Origin of the sequence: Kribbella sp. NPDC059898 (assembly GCF_042730855.1) — a bacterium.
Taxonomy (GTDB): domain Bacteria; phylum Actinomycetota; class Actinomycetes; order Propionibacteriales; family Kribbellaceae; genus Kribbella.
The window spans coordinates 125,807-146,488 of sequence record NZ_JBHWKR010000015.1; the positions used below are offsets into that span (position 1 = coordinate 125,807).

A 20,682-nucleotide genomic window follows, 5' to 3' on the forward strand; every position below is an offset into this window, starting at 1 on the left:
CGGCCCGCCCCTAACACACCCTTGCTCCCCCCCCTGTCCCCCCCGTTGGGCCCCCCCCCCCCCGGCCGGCGGTGGCCGGCGGGGCCGCGGTTGGCCGCCGCCCACGGCTTCAACATCGGCATGAACCAGGGCGAGATCGCCGGCGCCGGCATCGCCGCTCACCTGCACCAGCACGTCGTACCGCGCTGGTCCGGCGACATGAACTTCATGCCGGTCATCGCCGGTACGAAGGTCCTCCCGCAGCTCCTCTCCGACACCCGGGCACTACTGGCCAAGTCCTGGCCGTGATCAGTCCCCGGCGAGCAGCGGATCGCCGAACGCGGCCCAGCGGAAGTAGACCGGGTCCTTGAACGTCGCGGGCACCTTGCCGAGGCCCTGGACGGTCGTCGCCAGTCCGTTGGCGTGCCCAACGGAGTACAGGTAGCCGTTGCCGGTGTCCCGGTCGATGCCGAGCAGGATCGAGCCCTTCCCGCACGGTGCCGCGACCAGGGTCTCGAACACCTGCCAGGTCGACGTACGGACAGGCTTCACCTCGGTCCGCAGGGGCTTCCCGCGGACCGCCGAGAACCGTACCGTGGTCAGCTTCCCGTCGCTGCGTGACATCAGGAACGTGTCGTACGTCGCCGTCTGGCTGATCTGCGCGATCCCCTTGGTGTACGGGAAGTTCCCAAGCACGCCGTCGTAGTGGTAGTACTGCCGGCCCTCGACGGTCTCGATGGTCCGGCGTTCCATGTTGCCGTTGTTGTTCAGCGACCAGGCCGTGTCCCGCAAGCCGAACCCGGTCAGGTCGTAGCTGCGGTAGTTCTGCCAGCCCGGCCCGATCCGCGTGAGGTACTTCTCCAGTAGCGCACCGCCGCCGGCCGGTGTCCGGTAGGAGACGTTGTACAGGATGGAGCCCAGTACGGCGTTCCCGATGTGCAGCTCCGAGCCTTCCCCCATGCCGTACCGGAGCTGGGAACTGATCCTCGCCTGCCCCGGCGCGTAGACGCCCTTCGCGACGACCTTGTCGGTGACCTTCGTGACCGGCGCCGTCGCGGTGAACGTCTGCATCCGATGATCCCCGGCGGCCGTCACCGAACCGACCGAGATCCTGCACGGCGCCGTCGTCCCGCTCTGCTCAGCCGTCGCCGTGTCCGGCGTGAGCAGCCCCATGGTGAGTACTCCGGCCGTCAGCAGCCCGCCGTACCCGAGAAACCTGCGCATTCTCCACCACCCCCATTGATGATCGATGATGGTTGGATGCCGGTCTGGACCGGAAAGTTGGTCAACGCAGGAACAGCGGGAGCATTGGGTCGACCAACGTGGTCAGGGTGTCGAGGCTGACCGGCTGCGGCGGGTCGGTGAGGGCGGTGACCCGGACGACGCGGCGGCCTTGGCGGAAAACGAGTTCGGGGGTCTGGGGGAGGTAGTAGCCGGGATCGCCCAGCGGGGCGAAGCCCGGCGGCGGGATCTGCTCGGCTTCCGGGATCGTCTTCTGGTCGAAGGCCTCGACGATCGAGACCGTGGCGTCGGCGGTTCCCCAGATGCAGGTGAGCGCGCCCTTCACCCGGTAGTCGCGGCGCAGCCGGACCTGGGCGCGGACGAACCGCTCGGCGGCGGCGTTGGACAGCTGGCACGTCTCGTCGACCTGTCGTGCGGGCCGCAGACTGCGTGGTGCGGCGTCCCGCGCGGCCTCGGCGATCGCGACGGCCGTGGCCCGGCTGATGCCGTCCGGTGTACCGAGGTCGATGCCGCCGGCGGGGGTGACCCGGACCGCGTGGCCGTCGGCGTGGAAGACCAGGCGGGACTCGCCGATCAGGGCCTCCGGGCCGAGCTCGGGCAGCGACTCGACGCCGCCGGCGTCCCGCATCAGCCGGACGAGCGAGTCCGGGCGGCTCGGCAGCGCGCTGACGCCGATCGTGACCGGTCGCCCGTCGACGAGCAGCGTGCACAGGTCCATCGAGGGCAGGCCGCCGTCGTTCCAGGCGTTCGGCTTCGCGGTCACCGGGTGTTCCAGACGGGTGGTCAGGGCTCGTGTGATCGCCGTACACACCTGCGGCCCGGGGGCTCCCGCCGTACCGTCGAGGCCCTCGGGCTGGGCGGGAGCGACCGCGGTCGGGAGCACCGTCGTCGGCTCGACCGGTGCCGGGGCCGTGCCGTTCGCGCGCTGGGCGACCGCACAGCCGCTGGTCAGCAGCAGGAGAGTGAGCGCGCCGGCCAGCTGTCGTCGCATGCGTCACCTCCTCCAGCACCCAGCATCGCCCCTGAAAGGCTCGGTCGCAGGCTGAAAGTCGTGCCTCGTCATCGGATGGTGACCCGGGTGAACTACGATCGCGCTGCCATGCTTAACAGATTCCGTCAGTTCTGGACCAAGGTGATCACGCCGATCGCCACCCTCCTGCTCAAGCTCGGCGTGAGCGCCGACATGGTCACGCTCGTCGGCACCATCGGGGTGTCCGCCGGTGCGCTGATCTTCTTCCCGCGCGGGCAGCTGTGGATCGGCGTCCTGGTGATCACGCTGTTCGTGTTCTCCGACCTGATCGACGGCTACATGGCCCGGACCTCGGGGACGTCCTCGAAATGGGGCTCGTTCCTGGACTCGACGCTGGACCGGATCGCCGACGGCGCGATCTACGGCGGCCTCGTGATGTACTACGCCAACTCGAAGGCCGGCGACTCCACGCTGATGGCCGCGGTGACGCTGTGGGCGCTGGTGATGGGCGCGGTCACGTCGTACGCGCGGGCCAAGGCGGAGAGCCTCGGCCTGAAGGCCAGCGGCGGGCTCGCCGAGCGCGCCGACCGGCTGGTGTTCACGCTGATCCTGGCGTTCTTCTCGGACCTGTTCGACCTGCCGATCCTGCTCGAGCTCGTGATCTGGTACGTCGCCGTGGCGAGCACGATCACGGTGGTCCAGCGGTCGCTCTCGGTCCGCAAGCAGGTCATGTCCGACCCGGCGAAGAACGACCTCGAGTCCTGATGGAGGCCGCCCGGCAGCGGGCCGTCGACCTGGCGTTCGCGCTCGCCTGGGCCCTGGTACGGCGGTTGCCCGAGCGGACCGTGACCTGGCTGTTCGCGAAGGTGGCCGACCGGACGTACGCGCGGAACGGCCGCGGCGTACGGCGCCTGCGCTCGAACCTGGCCGCCGTACGGCCGGACGCCACCGATGCCGAGCTGGACGCGCTGACCCACGCCGGGATGCGGTCGTACCTGCGCTACTGGCAGGAGGCGTTCCGGCTGCCGGAATGGTCGGACGAGCAGATCGTCGGCCGGGTCCGGACCGTCAACGAGAAGCTGCTGCGGGACGCGTACGCCGCCGGGCAGGGCGTCATCTGCGCGCTGCCGCACCTGGCGAACTACGACCACGCCGGCGCCTGGGCCGGGCTGACCGGGATGCCGGTGTCGACGGTCGCGGAGCGCCTGCGGCCGGAGTCGCTGTTCGACCGGTTCATCGCGTACCGCAAGCGGCTCGGCATGGAGGTGCTGCCGCTGACCGGCGGCGACGAGGACGTGACCGCCGTACTCGCGGACCGGTTGCGGGCGGGTGGATTCGTCTGCCTGGTGGCCGACCGGGACCTGTCCGAGCGCGGCGTACCGGTGACGTTCTTCGGCCGGCCGTCGCGGATGCCGGTCGGGCCGGCCGCACTGAGCCTGAAGACGGGCGCGCCGCTGATTCCGGCGACGCTGCACTACGACGGGCCGGACCTGGTGATCACGTTCCACGACACGATCGAGCCGGACACGGCGGCCGGCATGACCCAGCGTTGCGCGGACGCCTTCGCCCGAGGGATCGCCGAGCACCCGGGGGACTGGCACATGCTGCAGCGCATCTTCCTCGACCAGTAACAATCTAAGGGTGAGGATCGGCGTGGTGTGCCCGTACTCGCTGGGTACGCCCGGCGGGGTGCAGAACCACGTCCGCGACCTCGCCGAGGCGCTGCTCGGGCTCGGACACGAGGTGTCGGTGCTCGCCCCGGTCGACGACGCCGACAACGTGCCGCCGTACGTCGTCTCGTCCGGCCGCGCGGTCGGCGTCCCGTACAACGGGTCGGTCGCCCGGGTGACGTTCGGCCCGCGGACGGCGGCCCGCGTGAAGAACTGGCTCGCCGACGGCGACTTCGACGTCGTCCACGTGCACGAGCCGACCACGCCGAGCGCGTCGATCATCGCGCTCTGGTCCGCGGACGGGCCGTTCGTCGCCACGTTCCACACCTGGCAGGTGCGGTCCCGGGCGATGAGCGTCGCATCGAGTCTGCTGCGCCCGGCGCTGGAGAAGATCGACGCGCGGATCGCCGTCTCGGAGAACGCCCGCTCGATGATGGTGCAGCACGTCGGCGGCGAGGCCGTGGTGATCCCGAACGGCCTCTACACCGCGCGCTTCAAGGGCAGCCCGCGCGCCGAGTGGATGGGCGCCGACGGCACTATCAGCTTCCTCGGCCGCCTCGACGAACCCCGCAAGGGCCTCAGCGTCCTGCTGGACGCCGTACCGCTGCTGCTGGCCGAGCGCCCGCACCTGAAGATCCTCATCGCCGGCGCCGGGCACGCGGACATCCCGGTACCGCACGAGAACGTGCTGTTCCTGGGCGCGATCGACGACGAGGCGCGGGCCGACATGCTGGCCGGGTCGGACGTGTACGTCGCCCCGCATCTGGGTGGTGAGAGCTTCGGCATCGTCCTGCTGGAGGCGATGGCCGCCGGGGCTCCGGTCCTCGCCAGTGACCTCCCCGCCTTCCGCACCGTCCTGGAGGGCGGGCGCTTGGGGGAGCTGTTCGAGCCCGGCAACGTGACGGAACTGGCCGCCCGAGCCCTCCGGCTCCTCGACAACCCGGTGCGGCGCGAGAGCCTTCGTGCCAATGGGCTGGCCGCAGCACCGGGCTACGACTGGTCCGTCCTGCTCCCGGAGCTCCTGTCGGTCTACGAACTGGTCGCCCGCCGATAGCGCTCCGCCAGCTTCTCCAGGTACGCCGTCAGCTCCGGCGGACCCTCCACCACCACAAAGTCCTCGTCCAGCAAGCTCAAGCGCACCGCCAAGCTCTCCACCCGGTCCGCACCGGTCCGCAGCAGACACCGCCCGTCGTCGATCGGCTCGACCACCCCCACTGCGGGCGTCAACCGCTCAGCCAACACAGACGCCCGTACGGCGACCTCCACCGACGCCTTGTATCGCCAGGCAGCCGCGGCCGCGCCCCGCGACACGTACGCCGCCACGTCCCCGCCCGACGGCAGCTCGCGCGGGACGAATCGCGGACCGGTCGGGATCCGCGGCCGCACCCGGTCCACCCGGAACGTTCGCCAGTCGTCCCGCTCCAGGTCGAACGCGACCAGGTACCAGCGCCGCCCCCAGTTGACCAGCCGGTGCGGCTCCGCCCGCCGCAGGGACGCCGTACCGTCGTGAGACAGGTAGTCGAAACGCAGCTGCTCGCGGTCCCGACAGAGCCCGGCCAGCTGGGTGAGGACCTCCGGGTCGACCTGCGGCCCCGCCTCGTCCGCCGGGACCTGGACCGTGTAGCTGGCGAGCGTGCTGACCCTCCGCCTGAGCCGCGACGGCAGTACCTGCTCCAACTTCGTCAACGCGCGCAGCGACATCTCCTCGACACCGGCAACGCCCGCGGCCTTGCGGAGCCCGATCACCACCGCCACGGCCTCGTCGTCGTCCAGCAACAGCGGAGGCAATGCGGCACCCGCGCCGAGTCGGTAGCCGCCCACCGAACCACGGGTCGCGTCTACCGGATAACCGAGCGACCGCAGTCGCTCCACGTCGCTCCGCACGGTCCGCGGGCTGACCTGCAGCCGCTCCGCCAGCTGGGCACCCGTCCAGTCCCGAGGCGACTGCAGCAGCGTGAGCAGCTTCAGCAACCGCGCCGATGTCTCGATCATGCCGAAAGTCTCGCAGACCATTAGGAAGCTAACTCGCCTAATGGGTTCCTAGATTGACGACATGACGAACAACACCGAGATCCGACCCTTCCGCATCGACATCCCGCAGGCCGACCTGGACGACCTGCGGAGCCGGCTGACCCGGACGCGGTGGGCGAACGAGCTGGACATCGACTACACCGGCGCCGTACAGACCGGTCCGACACCGCCGGAGTGGGAGTACGGCGTACCGCTGTCCTACGTACGGCGGCTGACCGAGCAGTGGTTGACGTCGTACGACTGGCGGGCGTGGGAGCAGCGGCTGAACGCGTACCCGCAGTTCGTGACCGAGATCGACGGGCAGACCGTGCACTTCTTCCACGTCCGCTCGGCCGACCCGGACGCGATCCCGCTGATCCTCACGCACGGCTGGCCGAACACCTCGCTCGAGTACGTCGACCTGATCGAGCCGCTGACGAACCCGCGGAACGGCGAGCAGGCGTACCACCTGGTCATCCCGACCATCCCCGGCTTCGGCTTCTCCGGCCCGACGAAGGACCGCGGCTGGAACAGGTACCGGGTGGCGGCCGCCTGGGCCGAGCTGATGCGCCGCCTCGGCTACGAGCGGTACGGCGCCCACGGCAACGACGCGGGGTCCTACGTCGCGCCGGAGCTCGGCCGGATCGACCCGGAGCACGTGATCGGCGTCCACGTGACGCAGCTGTTCTCGTTCCCGAGCGGGGATCCGGCCGAGCTGGAGAACCTGACCGAGGAGGAGCAGGGCTACCTGAAGTTCCTGCAGTTCTTCAACGAGAACATGGGTGCGTACGCGAAGCTGCAGGAGCAGGCGCCGCAGAACCTCGCGCATGCGCTGGCCGACTCGCCGACCGGGCAGCTCGCGTGGATCGCGCAGCTGCTCAGCAGTTGCGGCGACGAGCACGTGCTGACGAACGCGACCATCTACTGGCTGACGAACACCGGTGCGTCGTCAGCGCGTTTCTACTACGAGGACAAGCACGCGGAGCACCCGCAGGAGCCGACGACCGTACCGACGGCGCTGGCGAGCTTCGCGTTCGACTTCCGGCCGCTCCGCCGGTTCGCGGAGCGGGACCACGCGAACATCGTGTCCTGGCACGAGTTCGACCGCGGCAGCCACTGGGCCACCCAGGACGCGCCGGACCTGCTGGTGCAGGATCTTCGCGGGGTCTTCGTCAGGTGAGCTTCTCGTGCACGGCCTTGATCTCGTCGAGGTTGCCGGACTCCGGCTTCCAGGGGAGGACCATCGGGTCGTCCGGGTAGCGGGGGATGACGTGCAGGTGGGTGTGGAAGACGCTCTGCCAGGCGTCGGCGCCGATGCAGCTCAGCAGGTTCGCGCCGGTCGCGCCGTCGAGGCGGTCGATGACGCGGCCGACCAGGGACTGGGCGAGCAGGGTGGCGGCGGTCAGGTCCTCGGGGGCGGCCTCGCGGAGGTCGGTCGAGTGCACCCGCGGGATCACCAGCAGGTGACCGGGGGTCGCCGGCGCGATGTCCATGAACGCGATCGCCCGCTCCGTCTCCGCCACCCGGGTCGAGGGGATGGTTCCGGCCACGATCCCGCAGAAGATGCAGTTCTCGCTCATCCGCACAGGCTATACACTGCGCGAGCGAACCTGCCCAGCACTAGGAGCCCGATGCCGGACGATCTCCTGCGCCCGACGATCGGCGCCGGCGTGAACATGTCGGCCCGGCCCTGGCGGCTGATGTCGCAGACGTACGTCGCGTTCTTCGGTGGCGTGATCGCGTCCACGGTGGTCGCGTACCTGAACGCGGGCCGGCTCGGGGTGGACGCCGCGAAGCGCCGGCTGATCCTGCTGTCCGGGCTGGCCGGCCTCCTGGTGGTGGTCGCGGTGTTCATGCTGCTGTACTCCGACGCCGGAGTGCTGTCGGGGCTCCGGGTCGGGATCCGGGTGGTGGCGGTGCTGTGCTGCATGGCGCAGATCCGGCTGCAGCGGCCGATGGACCGGGCGTTCCAGTTGCGCGGTGCGGAGTACCGGTCGCTGTGGGGCGTGGGGATCGCGGCGACGATCGGTGGCGCGATCACCGAGGCATTGATCCTCCTTCTGGTGACGGTGATCTGGTGAACGATCCGAGTGAGTCCCGCCTGCAGATGGCCGCGCACTGGTTGCGGATCGCCCGTCCCGAGCGGACGCTGGACGAGCTGCGGGGCCTGTCGGGCGAGGCGGCCGTCGACTACCGCGCGTACCTGTTCCGCGGTGCCGCGCTGCACGCGCTCGAGCGGAACGAGGAGGCGGTCGAGGTACTGCGGGACGGCCTGGCGCACCACGGTCCGTTCCCGGCGATGCTGCACGTGCTCGGGTCCTCGCTGCGGTCGGAGGGCCGGCTGCCCGAGGCCGAGGCGGCGTTCCTGCAGGGTCTGAGCCTCGACCCGAATGATCCGGACCTGCTGCTCGGGTACGCGCACGTGTGCCTCGCGGCTGGGCAGGCCGAGAAGGCGAGCGCGCTCGTCGAGCGGGCGGCGTCGCACGCGCCGGAGAGCGTCGCGGTGTCGGCGGCCCGCGCGCAGGTGGCGTTCGCGCTCGGCAAGGACCGCGACATGCACCGCCACAGCACCGAGGCGCTCGCCTACGACCCGGAGGACCCGAACGCGCGCGCCCTGCACGGTACGGCGTCGATGCTGACCGGTGACTCCCGCGCCGGGTACGACTCGCTCCGCTCGGCCGCCGCCGCGCAGCCCGGAGACGAGGATCTGCGGACAGCGGCCCGCGAGGCGAAGCTGTTCAACCACCCGCTGATGCTGCCGCTGCGGCCGTTCGCGCGGGTGAACCCGTTGATCGTCTGGGTCGGCGCGGTCGCGGTGATCTACGGTCTCCGCGCCGTCGGCGCCGCCCCGCTGTCGTTCGCGTTCGCGATGATCTGGCTCGCGTTCTGCGTGTACTCCTGGGTCGTCCCACCACTCGTCCGCCGCTGGATCAACCGGAGATGGGGCTCCTCATGAGTAGTGACCGGATCGACGCGCTGCGCAAGGCGGTCGAGGCGAACCCGGACGACGTACTGCTCCGGCTGGTGCTCGCGGAGTCGTTGAACGCCGCGGGTGCGACCGAGGAGGCGCTCGACCAGTACGTCGTCCTCCTCGACCACCAGGGGCTGCCCGACGACCAGTTCGTGCCGGTCGGTGAGCTGGCCGCGGCGAACGGGCGGCTCGCCCTGCTGCGGAACCTGCTCGAGGCGGCTCGCCAGCGCGGCGTCGTCGAGGGCACCGGGCGGCTGCAGCAGCTCGTCGACGGGATGATCGCGGAGCGCAGCGGCGTCCGGATCAAGGTCGGCCCCGAGGCGGAGACGGCGTACGAGCAGGAGCTGGTGAAGGAGTCCACCACCTTCGACCAGGTCGGCGGGATGGACGAGATCAAACGGGTCATCCACCGGATGGTGATCCTGCCGCAGAGCCGCCCGGAGCTGTACGAGAAGTACGGGCGGAAGTCCGGCGGCGGCGTGATGCTGTACGGGCCGCCCGGCTGCGGCAAGACGCTGCTCGCGCGGGCGACCGCGGGGGAGTGCGGGCTGCCGTTCGTCAACGTCCGGATCGAGGACGTGATGGACCCCTACCTCGGCGTCTCCGAGCGGAACCTGCACGAGGCGTTCGAGCGGGCCCGGGCGAACGGTCCGTGCGTGCTGTTCCTCGACGAGCTGGACGCGCTCGCGTTCGCGCGGCACAAGCACGGCGGGTCCGAGGCGCGCCGGCTGGTCGACGTACTGCTGCAGGAGCTCGACGCGATCGGCTCCGAGAACGAGGGCCTGCTGGTGCTCGCCGCGAGCAACGCGCCGTGGGACGTGGACGAGGCGATGCTCCGGCCGGGACGGTTCGACCGGGTGATCTTCGTCCCGCCGCCGGACGAGCCGGCCCGCGCCGACATCCTCGGCGTACTCACGAAGGACGTGCCGGCCGACGGGCTCGACCTGAAGGCGCTCGCCGCGCAGACCGCGATGTTCAGCGGCGCGGACCTGCGCGCGCTGATCGAGCGCGGCGTCGACGCGGTGATCGACGAGGCGCTGTCCACCGGCGGCGAGCCGCCGCTCGGCATGCAGCACCTGACCGAGGCCCTCGCCGCGGTGAAGCCGTCGACACTGGACTGGCTGCACCGCGTCCGCTCGTACATCGAGTTCGCCAACCAGAGCGAGCGCTACGACGATGTGGCGGCGTACCTCAAGTCCCGTGACGTACGCCGCCGCCTCAACAAGAGCTGACTACTTGAGCTTGGCGGACACCGAGTCCGGCATTGCCTCGTAGCGGGAGAACTCGCGGCTGAACGACGCCGCGCCGTGGGACAGCGAGCGGAGGTCGATGGTGTAGCGGGTGATCTCCACCTGCGGCACCTCAGCCTTCACCAGCGTCCGGCTCTCGCCGACCTTGTCGGTGCCGAGCAGCCGCCCGCGCCGCCCCGACAGGTCGCTCATCACTGCGCCGACCAGGTCGTCCGGCACCAGCACCGAGACCAGGTCGACCGGCTCGAGCATCGCGACCCGGGACGCGGCCGCCGCCTCCCGCAGCGCCAGCCCGCCGGCCATCTGGAACGCCATGTCGGACGAGTCGACGCTGTGCGCCTTGCCGTCGGTGAGCGTGACCCGGATGTCGACCATCGGGTACCCGGCCCCGACGCCCTTCTCCATCTGCGCCCGGACGCCCTTCTCCACGCTCGGGATGAACTGCCGCGGCACCGCGCCACCGACCACCTTGTCGACGAACTCGAACCCGGTGCCTTCCGGCAGCGGCTCGACCTCGATGTCGCAGACGGCGTACTGCCCGTGGCCGCCCGACTGCTTCACGTGCCGCCCGTGCCCCTTGGCCGGACCGCCGAACGTCTCCCGCAGCGGCACCCGCAGCTCGACGGTGTCCACCGTCACGCCGTACCGGTTCGCGAGCGCGTCCAGGACGACGTCCGAGTGCGCCTCGCCCATGCACCACAGGACGATCTGGTGGGTCTCCGGGTTCTGCTCGATCCGCAGCGTCGGATCCTCCGCGGCGAGCCGTTGCAGGCCGGCGCCGAGCTTGTCCTCGTCGGTCTTGGCGTGCGCCTGGACGGCGATCGGCAGCAGCGGCTCCGGCATCGTCCACGGCTTCAGCAGCAGCGGATCGGACTTGTCGGACAGTGAGTCGCCGGTCTCCGCGCGGGTCAGCCGGCCAATGGCGCACAGGTCGCCGGCGACCACCTCGCCGGCCGGGCGCTGGATCTTGCCCAGTGGGAACGAGAGGGTGCCGATCCGCTCGTCCTCGTCGTGGTCCTCGTGCGAGTTGTGTTCACCGAAGAAGGACGTGAAATGGCCCGACACGTGAACCGTCGCGTCGGGCCTGATGGTGCCGGAGAACACCCGCACCAGGCTGACCCTCCCGACGTACGGGTCGGACGTCGTCTTCACCACCTCGGCGAGCAGCGGCCCGTCCGGGGCGCAGACCAGGCCCTGGCGGGCCACTCCGTGCGGGTTGAAGGCCTCCGGGATGGTGTGCTCGGGCGGCGACGGGAACCCGCTGGTGATCACCTCGAGCAGCTCGAACGTGCCGATCCCGGACGCGCTGCAGACCGGGACCACCGGGAAGAACGACCCGCGGGCGACGGCCCGTTCGAGGTCCTCGATCAGGACCTTCTGGTCGATCTCCTCGCCGCCCAGATACCGGTCCATCAGCGACTCGTCCTCGGACTCCTCGATGATGCCCTCGATCAGCGTGCCGCGGAGCTCCTCGATCTGGTCCGCGTAGATCCGATCCGGGGTCACGATCCTGCGATTGCCCTGCGCGTATTCGTAGTACGACTGGGAGAGCAGCCCGATCAGCCCGTCACCAGCGGGCAGGTAGAGCGGCAGGACCTTGTCGCCGAACGCCGTCTGCGCGCCGGCCAGCGCGTTCTGGTAGTTCGCCCGGGCGTGGTCGAGCTTGGTGATCACCACGGCGCGCGGCATCCCGACCTCCTGGCACTCCTGCCAGACGGCGCGGGTCGGCTCGTCGACGCCCTCGCTCGCCGAGACCACGAACAGCGCACAGTCCGCGGCCCGCAGCCCGGCCCGCAGCTCGCCCACGAAATCGGCGTACCCGGGGGTGTCGATCAGGTTCACCTTCACGCCGTCGTGGGGGAGCGACGCCAGCGACAGCCCGACCGAGCGCTGCTGCCGGATCTCGGCGTCGTCGAAGTCGCACACGGTGGTTCCGTCGACGACGGTGCCGGGTCTGTTCAGGACTCCGGAGGCCACCAGCAAGGCCTCGACGAGGGTGGTCTTGCCGGCGCCCGACGGGCCGACCAGTACCACGTTGCGGATGGCGGCCGGGCTGTCCACAGCGGGCGCGGCCCCGGTGCCTTGGGAAGTGTTCGCCTTGTCTGCCATGACGTTCCTCCTGGTCCACCCACGATTCCCCTATCGGACACTTCGCACAAGTGCCCTCACCGGCCCGGACCCCGCGAATCGATAGGGTCCGGGGTATGCGTAGGGCACTCGGGGTCGTCATCAGCACGTTGTTCGCGGTACTGGCGGTGGCGGGTTTCGCCCTGCCCGCGAGCGCGCGCCCGGTGGAGTACGGCGACAAGGTCACGAACTTCGGCATCGAGTACACGGTCACCACGGACGGCGTCCTGAAGGTCACGGAGACGATCGACTACCAGTTCGCCTCCAGCGGCCGGCACGGCATCTTCCGGAACCTGGTGACCCGGGAGCCGTACGTCGACGACGACTCCAAGGACCAGGAGTATCAGGTCTCGAACATCAAGGTCTCCTCGACGGACGCGCCGGACGAGTTCAGCACGTCGACGTCCTCAAGCAACCATGGACGCTACGAGACGACGCAGATCAAGATCGGTGACGCCAACCAGACCGTCTCCGGTACCGACGCGACGTACAAGATCACCTACGAGGTCAAAGGCGCGCTGCGGCACTTCGCCGACCACAGCGAGCTGTACTGGGACGCCACCGGCAGCGGCTGGGAGGCCGACCTGGAGAACGTGCAGGTCACGGTCAACGTCCCGCAGGGCGTCACGAAGGTCGAGTGCTTCACCGGCTCGCACGGCTCGAAGCAGAACTGCCCGTCCAGCACGGTCGTCGGCGGCGAGGGCAAGTTCGAAGCCACCAACCTGACGAACGACGACCAGCTGACGATCGTCGCCGGCATCACCGCGGGCGCCGTTCAGAACGACACGCCGGTCCTCGTGAAACCGCCGAGCTGGCTGGAGCGCAACGGCCTCTCCTGGCTGCAGGTGATCGGCTCCGGCGTCGTCACCGTGCTCGCCCTGATCGTCGCCGCGCTGTACGCGAAACTCGGCAACAAGGACCAGCGGTACGCCGGGATGCCGCCGGGCACGTTCCCGCCGGACGGGACCAACGCCGAGCCGGTGAAGGACGACCTCCGCGCGGACCAGCTCCCGGTCGCGTTCGCGCCGCCGAAGATCCCGGTCGCCGAGGGCGGTCTGCTGATCGACGCGAAGGCGACCACGGTCGAGACGGCCGCGACGCTGATCGACATGGCGGTCCGCGGCGGTGTCCGGATCGACAACGACGGCGAGACCCGGAAGGCCGTGCTGCTGAACCCGGCGGCCGCGACCGCACCGCACGAGCAGGCGCTGATGCTGGGGCTGTTCCCGTCCCTGCAGCCCGGCGCCGAGGTGGTGCTGGAGCGCGGCGCGGTCGGCGACCACACGATGCGGAACGCGCACGACGCGATGCTCAAGGCGCTCCGCGACCAGGTGCAGGCGCGGCAGTGGTACCTCCGGATGCCGCGCGCGGGCGGCGGCTCGGTGTTCAAGAACGGCTTCGGGTGCGCCTGTATGGCGATGATCGGGATCTGGGTGGTCGGCGGCGGCGCGATAGGGGCGGTGGCCAGCGCGGCGGGCGGCGGCGCCGGGCGCGGAATCGTGATCGCGATTCCGGTGGTCGCGGTGGTCGTTGCCATCGGCACCTGGATCGCGATCCGTGGCCGCGGGCAACGGAATCCGGCCGGCCGGGCGGTGACCGACCAGGTGGCGGGCTTCCAGAAGTACCTGGCTACCGCGGAGGCGCAGCAGCTGCGCTTCGAGGAGGGCGAGGACATCTTCTCGAAGTACTTGCCCTGGGCCATCGCTTTCGGGCTCGCCGACCGCTGGCAGAAGGTCTGCGAGCAGCTCGTCGCGGCGGGCCGCATCCCGCAGGACCCGTACTGGTACTCCGGCCCGTCCTACTACACCTCCGGCTGGACCGCGGGCGCCGTCGGGTCGACGGTCGCGCACAGCTTCGACGCGCCGCCCACGCCGTCCAGCTCCGGCGGAGGCGGCGGCAGCTCGTCCGGCTTCAGCGGCGGCGGGTTCTCCGGCGGCGGTGGCGGCGGTGGTGGCGGCGGCAGCTGGTAGTCGCGACCTCTACGCTCGGTAGTGTCGCGCGCATGCGTCGTGCGCTCGGGGTCGTCGTCAGCCTGCTCGTGATCGCGATCGCCTTGGCCGGGTACGCCGTACCCGCGTCGGCGGCGATCGGCGACCGGGTTCCGTCGATGACGATCGCGTACGACGTGTCCGCGGACGGCGTACTGCACGTCACTGAGACGATCGAGTACCACTTCGGCGACCCCGACCGGCACGGGATCTTCCGTGACCTGGTGATCCGCGAGCCGTACGCCGGCGACCCGTCGAAGGACCAGCGGTACGACGTGTCGAACATCCGGGTGTCGTCGCCGAACGCGCCGTCCGGGTTCAGTACGTCGACGACGAAGACGAACAAGGCCCGCAACCAGGTACTGCGGATCAAGATCGGCTCGTCGGACGAGACGGTGACCGGGCGGGACGCGACCTACCGGCTCAGCTACGACGTCCGCGGCGCACTGCGGCACTTCGCCGACCACAGCGAGCTGTACTGGGACGCGACCGGCAACAGCTGGGAGGCGCCGCTCGACCACGTCGTGGTCACGGTGACGGTCCCGCAGGGCGTGACGAAGGTCGCCTGCAACGAAGGCCCGTCCGGGTCCACGGCGAGCTGCGACGCGAAGGCGATCGTCGGCGGGAAGGCCACGTTCACCCAGGAGACCGACGTGGTCCGCGGCGAGGAGCTGACGATCGTCGCCGGCATCGAAGCCGGTGCCGTCGGCAACGACACGCCGATCGTGGTGGACCCGCCGGGCTTCCTCGCCCGGTACGGCGTCAGTTGGCCGGCCGCGATCGTCTCGGTCGTACTGACCGTCCTCGCGATCGCCGCCGGCAAGCTCACCGTCCGTCGTCGCCGCGACCTCCGGTACGACGGCCTGCCGCCGGGTGCCGTCCCGCCCGCGGGGATCGCGGCCCGTACGGTGCCGGACCGACTGCCGGAGAAGGCGATCCCGGTCGCGTTCGCGCCGCCGGAGATCAGCGCGGCGGAGGGCGGCCTGCTGGTCGACGGGAAGGTGGACACGACCGAGGTCGCGGCGACCCTCGTCGACCTGGCTGTCCGCGGCGCGGTCCGGATCGAGGGCGACGACGACGTACGGACCGCCGTACTGGTGGATGCGCGGCTGGCCACGGCGCCGCACGAGCAGGCGCTGCTGAAGGGTTTGTTCCCGAAGCAGCAGCCGGGCGGGCAGGTTCGGCTGCTGCGGCCGGCGGTGGGGGATACCCGGCCGCAACGGGCCGCCGAGAGCATGGGCGACGCGCTGTGGAAGCAGGCTGCGGACCGGGAGTGGTACGCGCGGCTGCCACGTCGCTCGACCGTCGTGGAGTCGTCCGGGTACGGCTGGGTTCCGCTCGGCTGCGGGGCCTTCCTGGCGGTCCTGGTCGGGCTGTTCTCACTGATCGTCTACGTGATCAAGTTCGACGCCCCGCCGTGGCTCGGGCCGGCGATCGTCGTCGCGCTGCCGGTGCTCGCCGTACTGAACGCGGTCGTCGACCTGATCCTGCAGCGCCGCGCCGGGCGCCGGAGTGCGGTCGGTCGGGCGGTGACCGATCAGGTCGTCGGGTTCCGGCAGTACCTGAGTACGGCGGAGGCGGAGCAGTTGCGGTTCGAGGACGGCGAGGACATCTTCAGCAAGTACCTGCCGTGGGCGATCGTGCTCGGGCTGGCCGACCGCTGGCAGCAGGTGTGCAAGCAGCTGGTTGACACGGGACGGCTGACCGCGATGCCTTCGTGGTACGCCGGTTCCAGCTCGTACTACGACTCCGGCTGGACCGCCGGGAGCATCTCCTCGACGGTCTCCAGCACGTTCGCCGAGCCTCCGTCGCCGTCGACCGGAGGAGGGTCGTCCTCCGGTTTCTCCTCCTCGTCGAGCTCGTCCTCGTCGTCCTCGGGCGGCGGGGGCGGCGGCGGAGGAGGCGGCAGCTGGTAGGTCAGACAGCGCCGCCGGCCGCGGTGGGGGCCGTCGGGTCGGTGCCGGCGTCGCCGACCACCTCGCGGGCCAGGAAGTCCTCGAGGTGGAACAGGTTGTCACCGGCCCGCTTCGCGACGTTGACCAGTGTCTTCATCGCGGCGACCTCCTCGACCTGCTCCTTGAGGAACCACTGCATGAACTGTTCACCGATGTAGTCGCTCTCGTCCCGCGCGGTGCGGGCGAGCGTCTCGATCTGCTTGGTGACGGTGATCTCCTGCGCGAGGGCGAGCTCGAGCGGCGCGATCGCGGACCGGAAGTCCGACTCGACCTCGCCGACCGACGGGATCGCCGGCCGGATGTCCTTGTCCAGCAGGTACCGGACCATCATCATCGCGTGGTTGCGCTCTTCCAGCGACTGCTTGTAGAAGTGCGCGGCCAGCTGGGGCAGATCCTGGTCGTCGTACCAGACAGCGACTGCCACGTACTGCTGCGACGCGGTGAATTCGTTCCGGATCTGGTCCTGCAGGAGTTTTTCGTACGTACTCATTCCGTCAATCTACTCTGTCCCAGCTCGACCACCTCGGAGTCGCCACCGGGCAGCCCGATCCGCGCAGCCGTCCCTTGCACGTCGATATCGATGCCCTCGGCAATCGCCTCGACCCGGAGGGCGTCCCGCGTCAGCACCACGGCGTTCACCAGCACGAGCGGCTCTCCGCGGTGCGCGGCAGTCAGGTACGGCGTGGCCGAGTGCACCCCGAACGGGTTCACCCCCACGGCCCGATGCACCCCGGCAGCGTCGTACCCGTACAACCCGACTACCGCCGACAACAACCCGTCCGCGTTACGGCTGGAAGCGGCAGTAGCCGTGGCGGTTGCCTCGGGCAAGGAGTCGCCGGCCACCGCGAAGCCGGCACTTCGGACGTGTGCGCCCTCCGGTCCCTCGACCAGCGCGCAGCGGATCTCCCAGCCGTTCCACACGAGCGAGGCGACCTCGATCGCCCACGGGCCCTCGTCGCCGAGCCACGCCTTGTGCCACGACGACGCCGTACGGCCGTCCACCCCGAGCCGGCGGATCCGCCCGCGCCCGCTCGCCGTACCGTCCGCCGAAACCAGCGAGATCAGGTTGTCGATCCCCGGCTCCTGGTCCGACAGATCCGGCCCCGCGTGGTTCGCGTACGCCAACCGGTTGTAGTGCGCGTCGCCGGCCGGCTCAACCCCGGCAGGCTCCGCCACCGGCGCATGGTCCGCCCCGTGGTTCACCAGCTGCACCACCTGATCGTGCCGGCTGGCGTGCACGATCCACCCCGGCTCCGGCATCGCCTTGACCTGATCCGCGTCGTCCAACGGGATCGAGTCCTCCGGATCCGACCACACCGGATGCTCCGGCGGCAGGATCAGCCCGACGAACCCCTTCGAAGCCCAGTACGGCGATCCCGGCCCGGAGTACTGCTGCGTCGTCGGCAGGAACGTGTCGTACCACCCGAGCGTCAGCACGCCCCGCTCGTCCGGCACGCCATGCTGCACGAAATGCCGCGCGATCCCGGAGCACAGGCGCCGCGTCTCACCCGGCGTCAACGGTGTCGAGTCGAGCAGCGCCCCCATCCAGTACGGCGCCGCGGCCGCCATCCGGTACGTGAGCGACCGCCCCTGGTACAACGGCGCGCCGTCGTTCCCCACGAAGTACTGCGCGTCCCGCAGGAACAGGTTGATCCGCTCCTGGTAGAGCTTCAGCCGGTCCTCGTACTGCGCTCCCGGCGTCGCGGCGGCCATCCGCGCCCACAGCCCCGGGTAGAGGTGCATCGCCCAGCCGATGTAGTTGTCGAAGTTCTGCCCGTCGCCGTCGGAGTACCACCCGTTGCCGACGTACCAGTCCTCGATCCGGTCGAGGCCGCCGTCGATGTCCTCCTGCCGGTACGGCGCGCCGACCGACGCGAGGAACTGCTCGCTGACGACCTGGAACAGCCGCCAATTGTTGTCGTGCGTCACGGACCCGTTGAATCCGCCGAGCCAGTCCGCGACGTGCTGCTGCGCCTTGTCGTCGAGCCGGTCCCAGATCCACTCGCGGGTCTCGTGCAACGACACCGCGATCGCGGCCGCCTCGACCATCTGCTGCGACCGCGGGGTGAGCCGCAGCCACGCCTCCGGGTGGTCCGGGTTCGCGCCGTTCGCGACGCCGCGCGCGTACCGCTCGATCAGCTGCTCGCAGCCCTTGCCCTGGACGCCGGCGATCCGGAACGCGGCCAGCATGAACGACCGCGCGAACCCTTCGAGCGCGTCGGACGCCGTACCGGATCGACTCGGCCGGCCGGGCAGCTCGACCAGCGACAGACCGGGGGAGAAGTACGGGACGAGCGAGTCGAGCAGGTGGTCGGCAAGCGCCTCCCAGTGCGCCCGCACCCATCCGGTCTGCCGGGACAGCTCACGATCGGTGTCAGGCAGGATCAATCGAGTCACTACGCGAGCCTTCCTAGTTCGGCTGGGCTGATGGCGTGCTGGAGGGGCTGGCCGGCGGTGAGGCGTTCGAGTTCGCCGACGGCGAGTTCGCCGAGCCGGGCGATCTCGTTGCCGACGGCACCGGCGACGTGCGGGGTGACGAACACGTTCGGCAGGTCGAGCAGCGGCGAGTCCGGCGGCAGCGGCTCCGGGTCGGTGACGTCGAGGATCGCGTCGATCCGCCCCGAGGCGCACTCGCGGAGCAGTGCGTCGGAGTCGATGATCTTGCCGCGCGCGGTGTTGATCAGCGAGGCGCCGTCCTTGAGCAGCCCGAGCAGGCGCCCGTCTACCAGGCCGACGGTCTCCGGGAGCAGCGGCGCGTGCACGCTGAGGATGTCACTGCGGCGGAACAGCGTGTCGTTGTCGACCAGTTCCGCGCCCAGGTCGGCGGCCTCGGCCGCGGTCAGGTACGGGTCGCTGATCAGCACGTGCAGGTCGAACGCGCGCAGCCGCTCGGCGACCATCTTCGCGATCCGCGACGCCCCGAGCAACCCGACCGTGGTGCCGTAGTTGCCCGGCATCCCGTGCGCGTCGCCCTTGCGCCGCTCCAGCCGGTACTGCGCCGCGAGCCGGAACGCCCGCTTGCCCGCCATCACGATCGCCGCGACCGTGAACTCGGCGACCGGCTGCGCGTTCGCGGTGGCCGCCGACGAGACCTGGATGCCGCGGTCGAACGCGGCCGGGTCGACGATCGCCTTCACCGAGCCCGCCGCGTGCAGGATCGCCTGCAGCTTCGGCGCCGCCTCCAGCACCTCCGGCCCGATCCGCGGGCAGCCCCAGCCGGTCAGCAGTACGTCGACGTCCGGGAGTGCCGCCCGTACGGCGGGATCGTCCAGGAAGCCGGCGTGGGGGAGGCCCTGGCCGGGGCCGGCCGGCAGCACGGTCGCGACGGCGTCCAGGCGCTGCCGGACGGACGGGACCAGGACCTGTGCCCGGGTGCCGGCGTTCATCGCCAGCATGACGGTCAGGGCGGGGTTCGGTTCGAGGCTCACGACGCTAACCTAGCAAGCGCTTTCCAAGGTTGTCTCGCCGGTGCCGCGTCGTGGACCTTCCGGAATCTTTGCCGATCCCGGAATTTGTCCGCGCGGCCCCGGCGTTGGGAACAATAGACGTGCCCGTTGGTGATGCGAAGGAGACGACGATGCTGCGACCGGACGACCTCTACGAGATCGTCGACGAGTCGGTGGCGACCGGCCCGGCGGCGGCGCCGAAGGTCATGGTGCACTCGCTGGACGGATTCATGGACGCCGGCCAGGCCGGCCGCGTGACCGCCGACCACCTGCTCGAGGTGCTGGACCACCGGTTGCTGGCGCGGTTCGACGTCGACCTCCTGCACGACTACCGGGCTCGCCGGCCCGAGGTGACGTTCGCCGAGGACCGGTTCACCGACTACACGCCGCCGCACCTGTCGCTGCACCTGGTGACCGACGACGCGGGCGTCGAGTTCCTGCTGCTCGAGGGCGCCGAGCCGGACAACCACTGGGACCGGTTCGCCGGCGCCGTCCGGCAGCTGATCGAGCTCTACAACGTGACCCTGACCGTCGGCGTGCACGGCATTCCGATGGGCGTGCCGCACACCCGCCCGCTCGGCCTGACCGCGCACGCGACCCGGCCCGAGCTGGTCACCCGGTCGAACATCTGGGACGGCGAGATGCAGCTGCCCGCGAGCGCCGGCACGATGCTGCAGGTCCGCCTCGGCGAGGCCGGCAAGGACGCGATGGGCTTCGCCGTCCACGTCCCGCACTACCTGGCTGAGAACCGCTTCCCGGGCGCCGCGCTGGCGCTCGTGCACGCGATCTCAGCGGCCACCGGGCTGCTGCTCCCTAGCAAGGCCCTGCTCGACGAGGCCGCGGTCACCGGCCGCCTGGTCGACGAGCAGGTCGACGCCTCCGAGGACGCTAGCGCGGTGGTCAAGGCGCTGGAGACGCAGTACGACGCTGCCGCGGGTTCACTGAGCAGGAAGAGCCTGCTCGCCGACTCGACGCCGTCCGCGGACGAACTGGGCGCCGAGGTGGAGCAGTTCCTCGCTGAGCTCAACCGCGAGGACAACGAATAAGTCACAACGGGTAGGGCGGACGTCGAGG

General features: G+C 70.5%; 18 protein-coding genes and 1 pseudogene. 11 read left to right on the forward strand and 8 right to left on the reverse strand.

Going from position 1 to position 20,682, the window contains the following annotated elements; all coding sequences use genetic code 11:
- Positions 1–288 (forward strand): annotated as a pseudogene (locus tag ACFV9C_RS35790) (hypothetical protein); the annotation flags it as partial.
- Here ACFV9C_RS35790 and ACFV9C_RS35795 read toward each other — a convergent pair.
- Positions 289–1,203 (reverse strand): hypothetical protein, encoded by a 915-nt coding sequence (locus ACFV9C_RS35795; protein WP_380200716.1) that lies wholly within the window; start codon positions 1,201–1,203, stop codon positions 289–291.
- A gap of 61 nt (positions 1,204–1,264) precedes the next feature.
- A complete protein-coding gene (locus ACFV9C_RS35800; RefSeq protein ID WP_380200718.1) occupies positions 1,265–2,212 on the reverse strand; it encodes a hypothetical protein in 948 nt (315 codons plus the stop codon).
- A gap of 108 nt (positions 2,213–2,320) precedes the next feature.
- Between ACFV9C_RS35800 and pgsA the strand changes: the two genes are divergently transcribed.
- The 3 genes from pgsA to ACFV9C_RS35815 are packed head-to-tail and all read left to right on the forward strand — an operon-like array spanning position 2,321 to position 4,915.
- Positions 2,321–2,956 carry a phosphatidylinositol phosphate synthase gene (gene pgsA / locus ACFV9C_RS35805; RefSeq protein WP_380200720.1) on the forward strand — a complete coding sequence of 212 codons (636 nt, stop codon included), beginning with the start codon at positions 2,321–2,323 and terminating at the stop codon, positions 2,954–2,956.
- Entirely contained in the window at positions 2,956–3,822 is an 867-nt protein-coding gene (locus tag ACFV9C_RS35810; protein ID WP_380200722.1) for a phosphatidylinositol mannoside acyltransferase, read from the forward strand. Before pgsA ends, ACFV9C_RS35810 begins: the two co-directional genes overlap by 1 nt.
- Positions 3,823–3,832: 10 nt before the next feature.
- Positions 3,833–4,915, forward strand: a complete 1,083-nt coding sequence (locus ACFV9C_RS35815) for a glycosyltransferase family 4 protein (RefSeq protein WP_380200724.1) — start codon at positions 3,833–3,835, stop codon at positions 4,913–4,915.
- Here ACFV9C_RS35815 and ACFV9C_RS35820 read toward each other — a convergent pair.
- The gene (locus tag ACFV9C_RS35820; RefSeq protein WP_380200726.1) at positions 4,891–5,853 is read right to left on the reverse strand and encodes a helix-turn-helix transcriptional regulator; all 963 of its coding nucleotides are present in this window, start codon (positions 5,851–5,853) and stop codon (positions 4,891–4,893) included. The genes ACFV9C_RS35815 and ACFV9C_RS35820 overlap by 25 nt on opposite strands.
- Before the next feature lie 61 nt (positions 5,854–5,914).
- Here ACFV9C_RS35820 and ACFV9C_RS35825 point away from each other — a divergent pair, with 61 nt between their 5' ends.
- Positions 5,915–7,051 carry an epoxide hydrolase family protein gene (locus ACFV9C_RS35825; protein WP_380200728.1) on the forward strand — a complete coding sequence of 379 codons (1,137 nt, stop codon included), beginning with the start codon at positions 5,915–5,917 and terminating at the stop codon, positions 7,049–7,051.
- Here ACFV9C_RS35825 and ACFV9C_RS35830 read toward each other — a convergent pair.
- On the reverse strand, positions 7,044–7,451 hold the full coding sequence (locus ACFV9C_RS35830; protein WP_380200730.1) for an HIT family protein: 408 nt from the start codon (positions 7,449–7,451) through the stop codon (positions 7,044–7,046). The two genes, ACFV9C_RS35825 and ACFV9C_RS35830, sit on opposite strands and share 8 nt — an antisense overlap.
- Before the next feature lie 51 nt (positions 7,452–7,502).
- On the opposite strand from ACFV9C_RS35830, the gene ACFV9C_RS35835 reads away from it, so the two are divergent.
- Genes ACFV9C_RS35835 through ACFV9C_RS35845 form a run of 3 tightly spaced genes read left to right on the forward strand, consistent with a single transcriptional unit; the run spans position 7,503 to position 10,074 of the window.
- On the forward strand, positions 7,503–7,952 hold the full coding sequence (locus tag ACFV9C_RS35835; RefSeq protein WP_380200732.1) for a hypothetical protein: 450 nt from the start codon (positions 7,503–7,505) through the stop codon (positions 7,950–7,952).
- A complete protein-coding gene (locus ACFV9C_RS35840) occupies positions 7,949–8,827 on the forward strand; it encodes a tetratricopeptide repeat protein (protein WP_380200734.1) in 879 nt (292 codons plus the stop codon). Before ACFV9C_RS35835 ends, ACFV9C_RS35840 begins: the two co-directional genes overlap by 4 nt.
- Entirely contained in the window at positions 8,824–10,074 is a 1,251-nt protein-coding gene (locus ACFV9C_RS35845) for a tetratricopeptide repeat protein (RefSeq protein ID WP_380200736.1), read from the forward strand. The genes ACFV9C_RS35840 and ACFV9C_RS35845 overlap by 4 nt, the downstream gene beginning before the upstream one ends.
- Here the strand turns inward: ACFV9C_RS35845 and ACFV9C_RS35850 are convergent, their stop codons facing one another.
- Complete coding sequence (locus ACFV9C_RS35850) at positions 10,075–12,201, reverse strand: elongation factor G-like protein EF-G2 (RefSeq protein WP_380200738.1); 2,127 nt, start codon at positions 12,199–12,201, stop codon at positions 10,075–10,077. It lies immediately after the preceding gene.
- Between the two features lie 95 nt (positions 12,202–12,296).
- Here ACFV9C_RS35850 and ACFV9C_RS35855 point away from each other — a divergent pair, with 95 nt between their 5' ends.
- Both ACFV9C_RS35855 and ACFV9C_RS35860 read left to right on the forward strand, forming a co-directional pair.
- The gene (locus ACFV9C_RS35855; RefSeq protein ID WP_380200740.1) at positions 12,297–14,189 is read left to right on the forward strand and encodes a DUF2207 domain-containing protein; all 1,893 of its coding nucleotides are present in this window, start codon (positions 12,297–12,299) and stop codon (positions 14,187–14,189) included.
- 32 nt (positions 14,190–14,221) lie between these two features.
- Positions 14,222–16,123 (forward strand): DUF2207 domain-containing protein, encoded by a 1,902-nt coding sequence (locus ACFV9C_RS35860; protein ID WP_380200742.1) that lies wholly within the window; start codon positions 14,222–14,224, stop codon positions 16,121–16,123.
- A gap of 1 nt (position 16,124) precedes the next feature.
- Here the strand turns inward: ACFV9C_RS35860 and ACFV9C_RS35865 are convergent, their stop codons facing one another.
- From ACFV9C_RS35865 to ACFV9C_RS35875, 3 genes are read right to left on the reverse strand one after another with little or no spacing between them, the layout of a single operon-like run.
- Positions 16,125–16,652 (reverse strand): ferritin, encoded by a 528-nt coding sequence (locus ACFV9C_RS35865; protein WP_380200744.1) that lies wholly within the window; start codon positions 16,650–16,652, stop codon positions 16,125–16,127.
- On the reverse strand, positions 16,649–18,559 hold the full coding sequence (locus tag ACFV9C_RS35870) for a DUF2264 domain-containing protein (protein ID WP_380200746.1): 1,911 nt from the start codon (positions 18,557–18,559) through the stop codon (positions 16,649–16,651). The genes ACFV9C_RS35865 and ACFV9C_RS35870 overlap by 4 nt, the downstream gene beginning before the upstream one ends.
- Positions 18,559–19,590, reverse strand: a complete 1,032-nt coding sequence (locus ACFV9C_RS35875; protein ID WP_380200748.1) for a hydroxyacid dehydrogenase — start codon at positions 19,588–19,590, stop codon at positions 18,559–18,561. The genes ACFV9C_RS35870 and ACFV9C_RS35875 overlap by 1 nt, the downstream gene beginning before the upstream one ends.
- Positions 19,591–19,739: 149 nt before the next feature.
- Here ACFV9C_RS35875 and ACFV9C_RS35880 point away from each other — a divergent pair, with 149 nt between their 5' ends.
- Positions 19,740–20,654 carry a proteasome assembly chaperone family protein gene (locus tag ACFV9C_RS35880; RefSeq protein WP_380200750.1) on the forward strand — a complete coding sequence of 305 codons (915 nt, stop codon included), beginning with the start codon at positions 19,740–19,742 and terminating at the stop codon, positions 20,652–20,654.
- Positions 20,655–20,682: the final 28 nt, after the last annotated feature.

What these genes read in the sequence shown, in the direction of transcription:
- ACFV9C_RS35795 (WP_380200716.1), bottom strand. Translation starts at nt 1,203, where the DNA reads ATGCGCAGGTTTCTCGGGTACGGCGGGCTGCTGACGGCCGGAGTACTC.
- ACFV9C_RS35800 (WP_380200718.1), bottom strand. Translation starts at nt 2,212, where the DNA reads ATGCGACGACAGCTGGCCGGCGCGCTCACTCTCCTGCTGCTGACCAGC.
- pgsA (WP_380200720.1), top strand. Translation starts at nt 2,321, where the DNA reads ATGCTTAACAGATTCCGTCAGTTCTGGACCAAGGTGATCACGCCGATC.
- ACFV9C_RS35810 (WP_380200722.1), top strand. Translation starts at nt 2,956, where the DNA reads ATGGAGGCCGCCCGGCAGCGGGCCGTCGACCTGGCGTTCGCGCTCGCC.
- ACFV9C_RS35820 (WP_380200726.1), bottom strand. Translation starts at nt 5,853, where the DNA reads ATGATCGAGACATCGGCGCGGTTGCTGAAGCTGCTCACGCTGCTGCAG.
- ACFV9C_RS35825 (WP_380200728.1), top strand. Translation starts at nt 5,915, where the DNA reads ATGACGAACAACACCGAGATCCGACCCTTCCGCATCGACATCCCGCAG.
- ACFV9C_RS35830 (WP_380200730.1), bottom strand. Translation starts at nt 7,451, where the DNA reads ATGAGCGAGAACTGCATCTTCTGCGGGATCGTGGCCGGAACCATCCCC.
- ACFV9C_RS35835 (WP_380200732.1), top strand. Translation starts at nt 7,503, where the DNA reads ATGCCGGACGATCTCCTGCGCCCGACGATCGGCGCCGGCGTGAACATG.
- ACFV9C_RS35845 (WP_380200736.1), top strand. Translation starts at nt 8,824, where the DNA reads ATGAGTAGTGACCGGATCGACGCGCTGCGCAAGGCGGTCGAGGCGAAC.
- ACFV9C_RS35850 (WP_380200738.1), bottom strand. Translation starts at nt 12,201, where the DNA reads ATGGCAGACAAGGCGAACACTTCCCAAGGCACCGGGGCCGCGCCCGCT.
- ACFV9C_RS35855 (WP_380200740.1), top strand. Translation starts at nt 12,297, where the DNA reads ATGCGTAGGGCACTCGGGGTCGTCATCAGCACGTTGTTCGCGGTACTG.
- ACFV9C_RS35860 (WP_380200742.1), top strand. Translation starts at nt 14,222, where the DNA reads ATGCGTCGTGCGCTCGGGGTCGTCGTCAGCCTGCTCGTGATCGCGATC.
- ACFV9C_RS35865 (WP_380200744.1), bottom strand. Translation starts at nt 16,652, where the DNA reads ATGAGTACGTACGAAAAACTCCTGCAGGACCAGATCCGGAACGAATTC.
- ACFV9C_RS35880 (WP_380200750.1), top strand. Translation starts at nt 19,740, where the DNA reads ATGCTGCGACCGGACGACCTCTACGAGATCGTCGACGAGTCGGTGGCG.